Source organism: Pseudomonas sp. A39 (genome assembly GCF_058145955.1).
In genome coordinates, this window is record NZ_JBYVMD010000091.1 from 1 (window position 1) to 7,896 (window position 7,896).

The 7,896-nt window shown below is 60.6% G+C and carries 10 protein-coding genes and 1 pseudogene; 7 read left to right on the forward strand and 4 right to left on the reverse strand.

Features of this window, described 5'->3' with window-relative positions; translation table 11 throughout:
- Positions 1 to 42: 42 nt before the first annotated feature.
- Both AC3ZU9_RS30865 and AC3ZU9_RS30870 read right to left on the reverse strand, forming a co-directional pair.
- The gene (locus AC3ZU9_RS30865; RefSeq protein WP_010211874.1) at positions 43 to 1,119 is read right to left on the reverse strand and encodes a 3-deoxy-7-phosphoheptulonate synthase; all 1,077 of its coding nucleotides are present in this window, start codon (positions 1,117 to 1,119) and stop codon (positions 43 to 45) included.
- A 131-nt stretch (positions 1,120 to 1,250) separates the two neighbouring features.
- Entirely contained in the window at positions 1,251 to 1,685 is a 435-nt protein-coding gene (locus AC3ZU9_RS30870) for a PilZ domain-containing protein (RefSeq protein WP_012722983.1), read from the reverse strand.
- Between AC3ZU9_RS30870 and AC3ZU9_RS30875 the strand changes: the two genes are divergently transcribed.
- The 5 genes from AC3ZU9_RS30875 to cysB all read left to right on the forward strand — a co-directional run bounded on the left by AC3ZU9_RS30875 (position 1,684) and on the right by cysB (position 5,599).
- On the forward strand, positions 1,684 to 2,070 hold the full coding sequence (locus AC3ZU9_RS30875) for a YbbN family protein (protein WP_012722984.1): 387 nt from the start codon (positions 1,684 to 1,686) through the stop codon (positions 2,068 to 2,070). The genes AC3ZU9_RS30870 and AC3ZU9_RS30875 overlap by 2 nt on opposite strands.
- Positions 2,067 to 3,029, forward strand: a complete 963-nt coding sequence (locus tag AC3ZU9_RS30880; RefSeq protein WP_046035037.1) for a putative 2-dehydropantoate 2-reductase — start codon at positions 2,067 to 2,069, stop codon at positions 3,027 to 3,029. The genes AC3ZU9_RS30875 and AC3ZU9_RS30880 overlap by 4 nt, the downstream gene beginning before the upstream one ends.
- A 15-nt stretch (positions 3,030 to 3,044) precedes the next feature.
- Positions 3,045 to 3,950 (forward strand): 5'-nucleotidase, encoded by a 906-nt coding sequence (locus AC3ZU9_RS30885; protein ID WP_490091763.1) that lies wholly within the window; start codon positions 3,045 to 3,047, stop codon positions 3,948 to 3,950.
- A 70-nt stretch (positions 3,951 to 4,020) separates the two neighbouring features.
- The gene (locus AC3ZU9_RS30890; protein ID WP_012722987.1) at positions 4,021 to 4,521 is read left to right on the forward strand and encodes a universal stress protein; all 501 of its coding nucleotides are present in this window, start codon (positions 4,021 to 4,023) and stop codon (positions 4,519 to 4,521) included.
- Between the two features lie 103 nt (positions 4,522 to 4,624).
- Positions 4,625 to 5,599 (forward strand): HTH-type transcriptional regulator CysB, encoded by a 975-nt coding sequence (gene cysB / locus AC3ZU9_RS30895; protein WP_012722988.1) that lies wholly within the window; start codon positions 4,625 to 4,627, stop codon positions 5,597 to 5,599.
- A 51-nt stretch (positions 5,600 to 5,650) separates the two neighbouring features.
- On the opposite strand, the gene AC3ZU9_RS30900 is transcribed toward cysB, so the two are convergent.
- Positions 5,651 to 6,133, reverse strand: a complete 483-nt coding sequence (locus AC3ZU9_RS30900; RefSeq protein ID WP_012722989.1) for a GreA/GreB family elongation factor — start codon at positions 6,131 to 6,133, stop codon at positions 5,651 to 5,653.
- 5 nt (positions 6,134 to 6,138) lie between these two features.
- A complete protein-coding gene (locus AC3ZU9_RS30905; RefSeq protein WP_043205008.1) occupies positions 6,139 to 6,507 on the reverse strand; it encodes a hypothetical protein in 369 nt (122 codons plus the stop codon).
- A gap of 132 nt (positions 6,508 to 6,639) precedes the next feature.
- Here AC3ZU9_RS30905 and earP point away from each other — a divergent pair, with 132 nt between their 5' ends.
- Positions 6,640 to 7,773 (forward strand): elongation factor P maturation arginine rhamnosyltransferase EarP, encoded by a 1,134-nt coding sequence (earP, locus tag AC3ZU9_RS30910; RefSeq protein WP_250948563.1) that lies wholly within the window; start codon positions 6,640 to 6,642, stop codon positions 7,771 to 7,773.
- A 49-nt stretch (positions 7,774 to 7,822) separates the two neighbouring features.
- A pseudogene (locus AC3ZU9_RS30915) lies at positions 7,823 to 7,896 on the forward strand (elongation factor P); the annotation flags it as partial.

The window sequence follows — 7,896 nt, forward strand, 5'->3', positions numbered from 1 at the left end:
ACGCCGGGCTAAGCCCGGCGTTTTTGTGTGCGCAGCGTTAAGTCAGGTGCGTTTGCGTTTCGGCAAGACGTCCTTGAGCTTGGCATGCATGCTGCGCAGGGTGTTTTCGGTGGCGGACCAGTCGATGCAGGCATCGGTGATCGACACGCCGTACTGCAAGTCGGCCAGGTCTTTTGGAATCGCCTGGCAACCCCAGTTCAGGTGGCTCTCGACCATCAGGCCGATGATCGACTGGTTGCCTTCCAGGATCTGGTTGGCGACGTTTTCCATCACCAGCGGCTGCAGGGCCGGGTCCTTGTTGGAGTTGGCGTGGCTGCAGTCGACCATGATGTTCGGCTTGATCTTAGCCTTGTTCAACGCCTGCTCGCACAGGGCAACGCTGACCGAATCATAGTTGGGCTTGCCATTGCCGCCGCGCAGCACCACGTGACCGTAGGCGTTGCCCTTGGTGGTGACGATGGACACGCCACCTTCCTGGTTGATGCCCAGGAAACGGTGTGGGCTGGAGACCGATTGCAGCGCGTTGATCGCCACGGTCAGGCCGCCGTCGGTGCCGTTCTTGAAGCCCACGGCCGAGGACAGGCCGGACGCCATTTCCCGGTGAGTCTGGGATTCGGTGGTGCGTGCGCCGATGGCCGACCAGCTGATCAGGTCCTGCAGGTACTGCGGGGAAATCGGGTCCAGGGCCTCGGTCGCGGTGGGCAGGCCCATCTCGGCCAGGTCCAGCAGCAGTTGACGGCCGATGTGCAAGCCGTCCTGGATCTTGAACGAGTCGTCCAGGTACGGGTCGTTGATCAAGCCTTTCCAGCCGACGGTGGTGCGCGGTTTTTCGAAATAGACGCGCATCACCAGGTACAGGGTGTCCGACACTTCCGCCGCCAGCACTTTCAGGCGCTCGGCGTACTCGTGGGCAGCCTTGAGGTCGTGGATCGAGCAAGGCCCGATGACGACGAAGAGGCGATGGTCGGTGCCGTCGAGAATGTCACGGATGACTTCGCGGCCCTTGGTGACGGTCTGCAGGGCAGCGTCGCTCAGGGGGATTTCGCGCTTGAGCTGGTCGGGTGTGATCAGCGTCTCGTTGGATTCGACGTTTAGGTCATTGATCGGTAAATCAGCCATCGTGTTACTCGTCAGGGTCACGGGTGCCGGCCGCCAGCCATCCCCGTGCGGCGGAGCACAGCATGATTTGGATGCAGGGGGGAGGAACCTTAGCGCGTAACACGGGCCCGCGACAATGGGCAAAGCCCGCTTTAATCCAGCGCTGGCGCCACAAAGGCCTCATGGGAGAACTCGCTGGCATGACGCGATACCCACTCGCGGGCCAGGGTTTCGAGTTGCTGGGGTGTCGGCTCGGCATCTTCGTGCTGGCGGCAGTAACGCTCTATCCGGCATGCTTGCTCACCCATGCGTGCACCGAACAAGGCATGTTCATCGGTAAACGAAATGCCGACGCGGTAGCCGGTTTCCACCTTGCGGCACCACGCCACATAACCCGGATAACGCGCACTGGGGCCCAAGGACGGGATATGCAGGTCAACCGCCGTGCCCTCGCGCCAGGCACGCGGCCAATTGCAGGCGACACCGCCCAGGCCGATAGTGTGCAGGCGTTGGCGGGGGACAGCGGGAGAGGGGCGTTGGATTAACTCGACAGCGACATCATCAGGGTGAGGTAAAAAACGACCCATGTACACGGACTCCGAGCACCGTCCAATTGACGGCAGTGGCAGCAGTATAGTGAAGGAACTGGAATTGACCGACCTGGATATTGACCAGCAATTGCTGGGATTGCCAGGTATTTCGCTCGTCGTGTTCACAAGCCATGGGTGTTCCAGTTGCCGTTGGGCGCGCCAGCAATTACCGGGCTGGCCGCTGCCGGTGGACCGGTTGTGCTGGGTGGACGCCGGGCACAACGGCGGTGCGGTCGAACGCTACCAGATCTTTCATTTGCCGGCGTTGTTCGTGGTGTGCGAGGGTCAATTCCTCGGGCAGATACAGACACGTCTTACGCGTGACGACGTTTTCGATGCCGTAAAACAGGCACTCACCCGTCCACCTGAGGATTTGCCATGACAGCAGCTACACCCCAATCGCCACGGATCGGCATCATCGGCACCGGCGCCATCGGTGGTTTCTACGGCTTGATGCTGGCGCGCGCCGGTTTCGATGTGCACTTCCTGTTGCGCAGTGAATACACGGCCGTCAGCGAGCACGGCCTGCACGTGAACAGCACGGTGCATGGAACCCTGCACCTGCACCCGGTGCAGGCCTACGCCCGTGCTGCCGATATGCCGCCGTGCGACTGGCTGCTGGTGGGCACCAAGTCGACCGGCAACGTCGAGCTGGCCCCGACCCTCGCCCAGGTGGCGGCCCCGGATGCCAAGGTGGTATTGCTGCAAAACGGCCTCGATGTCGAAGACAGCCTGCGTGAACACTTGCCAGCATCGCTGCACCTGTTGGGAGGCCTGTGCTACATCGGCGTGCACCGTTCTGCCCCCGGCGTTGTCGAGCATCAGGCGTTGGGCCGGGTCAACCTGGGTTACCACAGTGGCTCGGCGGCCAATGATGACGCCCGGCAAAAGGCGATTGTCGAAGCCGGTGCGGCGCTGTTTCATCAGGCCGGCATCGAGTCCCAGGCCATGGCCAATGTGCATCAGGCCCGTTGGCACAAACTGGTGTGGAACGTGCCCTACAACGGCCTCTCCGTGTTATTGGGCACCGGCACCACGGCCATGATGGCGGACGAGTCCAGTCGTGAGCTGATCCAGGCGCTGATGGCCGAAGTGGTGCAGGGCGCCCACGCTTGTGGCCATGACATTCCCCAAAGCTACGCCGAGCAGATGTTCACCATGACCGAAACCATGGCCGACTACCTGCCGAGCATGTACCACGACCACGTGCATAAACGCCCGCTGGAACTGGCGGCGATCTATGCCCGGCCACTCGCCGCCGCCAAAGCCGCCGGTTGCGAACTGCCGCGGATGCAGGCGCTTTACCAGGCCTTGAGTTTTATTGATCGGCACAACCGCTGAGTCGAGGGACACACCATGGCAAAAGGATTGGGCGACAAACTGGTGCTGGCGATTTCGTCGCGGGCACTGTTCGACCTGAGCGACAGCCACAAGGTCTACCTCGCGCAAGGCGTCGAGGCTTACCGCCAGTACCAGATCGAACACGAAGAAGAATTCCTTGAGCCCGGCGACGCCTTCCCGTTGGTCAAAAAGCTGCTGAGCCTGAATGCCAGCCTTGGCCGTGCCCGGGTCGAAGTGGTACTGGTGTCGCGCAACAGTGCTGACACCGGCCTGCGCGTGTTCAACTCTATTCAGCATTACGGTCTGGATATTTCCCGCGCCGCTTTCGTAGGAGGGCGTAGTCCTTATCCTTATTTGGCCGCCTTTGGTTGCCATCTGTTTCTTTCGACCCATGCTGAAGATGTACGCAGTGCCCTCGATGCCGGGTTCGCGGCGGCGACGATTTTGTCCGGCGGCCCGAACCGCGCTTCCAGCGAAGAATTGCGCATTGCCTTTGACGGTGACGCTGTGCTGTTTTCCGATGAGTCGGAGCGGGTGTACCAGGCCGGCGGCCTGGAAGCGTTCCAGGCCAATGAGCGGGAGTCGGCACGCCAGCCGTTGCACGGCGGTCCGTTCAAAGGTTTTTTGGCGGCACTCAACTTGTTGCAGCGCGAGTTTCCAGATGACGCGTGCCCCATCCGCACCGCGCTGGTCACCGCCCGCTCGGCGCCGTCCCACGAGCGTGTGATCCGCACCTTGCGTGAATGGGATATACGTCTGGACGAGTCCTTGTTCCTCGGCGGCCTGGAAAAATCCGCGTTCCTGGAAGCGTTCGCCGCCGACGTGTTTTTCGATGATCAGGCCGGTCATTGCGAGAAAGCCAGGGAGTTTGTGGCCACCGGGCATGTACCCCATGGCATCAGTAATGAGGTGAAGAGCTAACTCAATCCAAGTCGTCCGGGCGCTGCTAAGCTCAGTTCATCTCCGCCATCCTGGCAGCCCAGGAGGTTCTATGATTCGTTCGATGCTGTACGCCACGGACCTCGGCCTGTATGCGCCTTATGTGATGCAGCATGCGCTGGCGTTGGCGCGGACGTTCAAGGCGGACTTGTACGTGATTCATGTGGTCGAGCCCATCGGGCTGTTCGCCGAATCGGTGCTGCAGAGCTACCTTGATGAGCAGGCCCTGAGTGAATGGCAGAGCCAGGGGCTGACCACGGTGATGGCGACGATCGAACAGCGGGTGCTGGACAGTTTTCGCGAGGAGTTGGGGGATGGGGAGCAGGACCTGAAGTTGATTCGTTCGGTACGGGTGATTCAGGGCGACCCGTGCGAGGTGATACTCGACCAACTGCGTAAACTTTCCGTGGATCTGTTGATCGTAGGCAGTCATAGCCATGCAACCGCAGCGGCTACTCCGTTGGGGCGCACCGCTGCACGGGTGCTGCAGTTGTCTACGGTGCCGGTTTACCTGGTGCCTTCGTTGCAACGTCGACGCAGTGATGACGTCTGATGGGTGAAAACGATAAAAAGTTCTAGATTTATCCATCGAACCTTTAATATAGTTATATACCGTCGCTGATACCCGTGGCGTCTATCTGCTTTGAGGGACACATATGAAGCTCCAACAACTGCGCTACATCTGGGAAGTGGCGCACCACGACCTCAACGTTTCCGCTACCGCTCAAAGCCTTTACACCTCGCAACCCGGTATCAGCAAGCAGATCCGCCTGCTCGAAGACGAGTTGGGCGTCGAAGTGTTCGCGCGCAGCGGCAAGCACCTCACCCGTGTCACGCCGGCCGGTGAGCGCATCATCACCACCGCTGGCGAGATCCTGCGCAAAGTCGAAAGCATCAAGCAGATCGCCCAGGAATTCTCCAACGAGAAGAAGGGCACGCTGTCCATCGCCACCACTCACACCCAGGCGCGTTATGCGTTGCCGCCGGTGATTCGCGATTTCATCAAGCAGTACCCTGACGTGGCCTTGCACATGCACCAGGGTTCGCCGATGCAGATCGCCGAGATGGCCGCTGATGGCACCGTCGATTTCGCCATTGCCACCGAAGCCCTGGAGCTGTTCGGTGACCTGGTGATGATGCCGTGCTACCGCTGGAACCGTTGCGTCGTCGTGCCTCAGGGTCACCCGTTGGCCAAGCTGCCGAAGCTGACCCTGGAAGCCCTGGCTGAATACCCGATCGTGACTTACGTGTTCGGCTTCACCGGCCGCTCCAAACTTGACGAAGCCTTCAGCCATCGCGGCCTGACGCCGAAAGTGGTGTTCACCGCCGCCGACGCCGACGTGATCAAGACTTACGTGCGCCTGGGCCTGGGCGTGGGGATCGTCGCCAAGATGGCGGTCGACACCGCACTCGACAAAGACCTGGTGGTGCTCGATGCCAGCGAGTTGTTCGAGTCCAGCGTGACCAAGATCGGCTTCCGTCGTGGCACGTTCCTGCGTGGCTTCATGTGCGATTTCATTGAGAAGTTTGCGCCGCACCTCACCCGTGAGGTCATGGCCAAGGCGATCCAGTGCCACAACAAGCAGGAGCTGGAAGAGCTGTTCGACGGCGTAGAACTACCGGTTCACTGACACTGTGGGGAGGGCGCAAACGCCCTCTCCAGAGTAAGCCCTACCCTAGGGTTATTTAGCCTCGGTAACCGTGAAATGTTGCCGAGCGCCCGCTACCAGAATCTCCACCTCATCCCCTTCGAACTTGCCCAGCAGGCTTTTGCCCAGCGGTGAGCGCGGGGTGATGACGGTCACCGGTTGCCCGACCACGTCCACTTTCAAGCCCGCCGCATCCGGCGCCAGGAACAACCATTGCTGGCGGCCATTCTCGTCTTCCAGACCCAGTAGCGCGCCGACCGCTATGCCCCGCTGATCATCGTAGGGGCGCAGTGCCATGGCCTGGCACAGCGTCAACGCCTGCTTGATCTCCTCGACACGCTTGGCTTGCCCGGCCGCCAGGTAAGAGGCCTCCAGACCCAAGGTGTCGTACTTGTTTTCGGCGATATTTTCTTCGTGGGTCGCGGTTTCGTAGGCGGTCTGCGCGGCACGTTGGGCAATGTCGAGATCGACGCTGAGCTTTTCCAGGATCAGCTGGTGGACGGCGTGTTTATTCATGGTCATCAATCACAGAATTGCAGGACATTGGCACGTGTCTTTTCGTTGGGCGCGTTCTGGTCCTGTTGCAGCCAGAACTGGCATTTGGGGTTGGACAGGTTGCGCGCATTGTTGCGCGCCTGGTCCAGGCTTTGTTGCTGTTCCTGCTTCTGCAGGTTCTGCTGGTATTGCTCGAACATACGATTCGGCGGTTCCGGTGCCACCACCGCAGGCTTGCCCAATTGCTGCACCGCCTGGGCCACCGGCGCCAGGCTCTGCGGGAACAGGTAGCGCGAGGCCAGCCAAGTGGTCAGCACGATGGCGATAAACCCCAGCCATACGCCGAACGCGATAGAGACACTGAGCTTGAACAGCGACAACGAACGATCGGACATGATTGCCTCCTGGCGGGCATTTGCGGCGTGGCGGCGATTGTCGCACAGCCACTGTGCAGAATAATCGCGATCAAGCCTTCTGCATCCGTGCATTTATGCGGACAATCGAGCCTTTGAACGTTGGAGCCCGGAATGAGAGCCCGCTGGGATATTTTTTGCAGCGTCGTCGACAACTACGGCGACATCGGCGTGACCTGGCGCCTGGCCCGGCAATTGGTGGTGGAGCATGCCTGTGATGTGTGCTTGTGGGTCGACGACCTGCGCGCCTTCGAACGCATGTGCCCGGACATTGATGTGCGGCAAGACCTGCAATGGCAGGAAGGCGTGCAAGTGCGCCATTGGCCGGCCGAATGGGTGGCGGCGCCCGCGGCGGATGTGGTGATCGCCGCGTTTGCCTGCCAGTTGCCACCTGAGTACATGGAAGCCATGGCGGCCCACGAGCGTGTGCCGTTGTGGATGAACCTGGATTACCTCAGTGCCGAAGAATGGGTGGTGGGCTGCCACAAGTTGCCGTCGGTGAAATTCAAGGGGGTGCAGAAGTTCTTCTTCTTCCCTGGGTTCAGGCCTGGCACCGGTGGCCTGCTGCGCGAGGCGGGATTGCTGGAGCAGCGTCAGGCGTTTCAGCAGGATGCCAGCGCGCAGCAACATTTCCTGCAAGCCTTGGGCGTGTCTCCTACAGCCGGAGCGCGGCTGATCTCACTGTTTGCCTACGAAAATGCTGGGCTGGCCAGTTGGCTGGAGGTGTTATCGACGGACGGGCGTGCCACTCATCTGTTGGTTCCCGAGGGGCGCATTCTCGGCGATGTGCAGCGCTGGCTGGGCCTGGACCGGCTGGCAGCGGGGGATATCCACCAGCGCGGAGCACTGACGGTGCAGGTGATTGCGTTCGTCCGCCAAGAGCAATATGACCGGCTGTTGTGGTGCTGCGACTTCAACGCCGTGCGCGGCGAAGACTCGTTCGTGCGTGCCCAATGGGCCGGTCGGCCGCTGCTGTGGCACATCTATCGACAGGACGAAGACATCCATCTCGACAAGCTCGACGCGTTCCTCGAGCTGTACACCGCCGACTTATCACCGGACGCAAGGGCGGCGCTGATCGGGCTCTGGCAAGCCTGGAACACCGAGGCCGATATGGCCCAAGCGTGGAAAAGGCTGCTGGAACACTGGCCGGAGGTGAGCCTGCACGCTGAAACATGGTGTCTGGAACAGGGCTTGCAGGCCGATCTTGCGACGGCGCTGGTGCAGTTTTATGAAAGTTGGATATGATACGCCACCTTGAATTTTGTAAATCCCATCCAAATTTCGGATATATGCAATGAAAACTGGTAAAGAACTGAAACCCGGTACAGTGATCCGTCTCGAAAACGACCCTTGGCTGGTTCAGAAAGC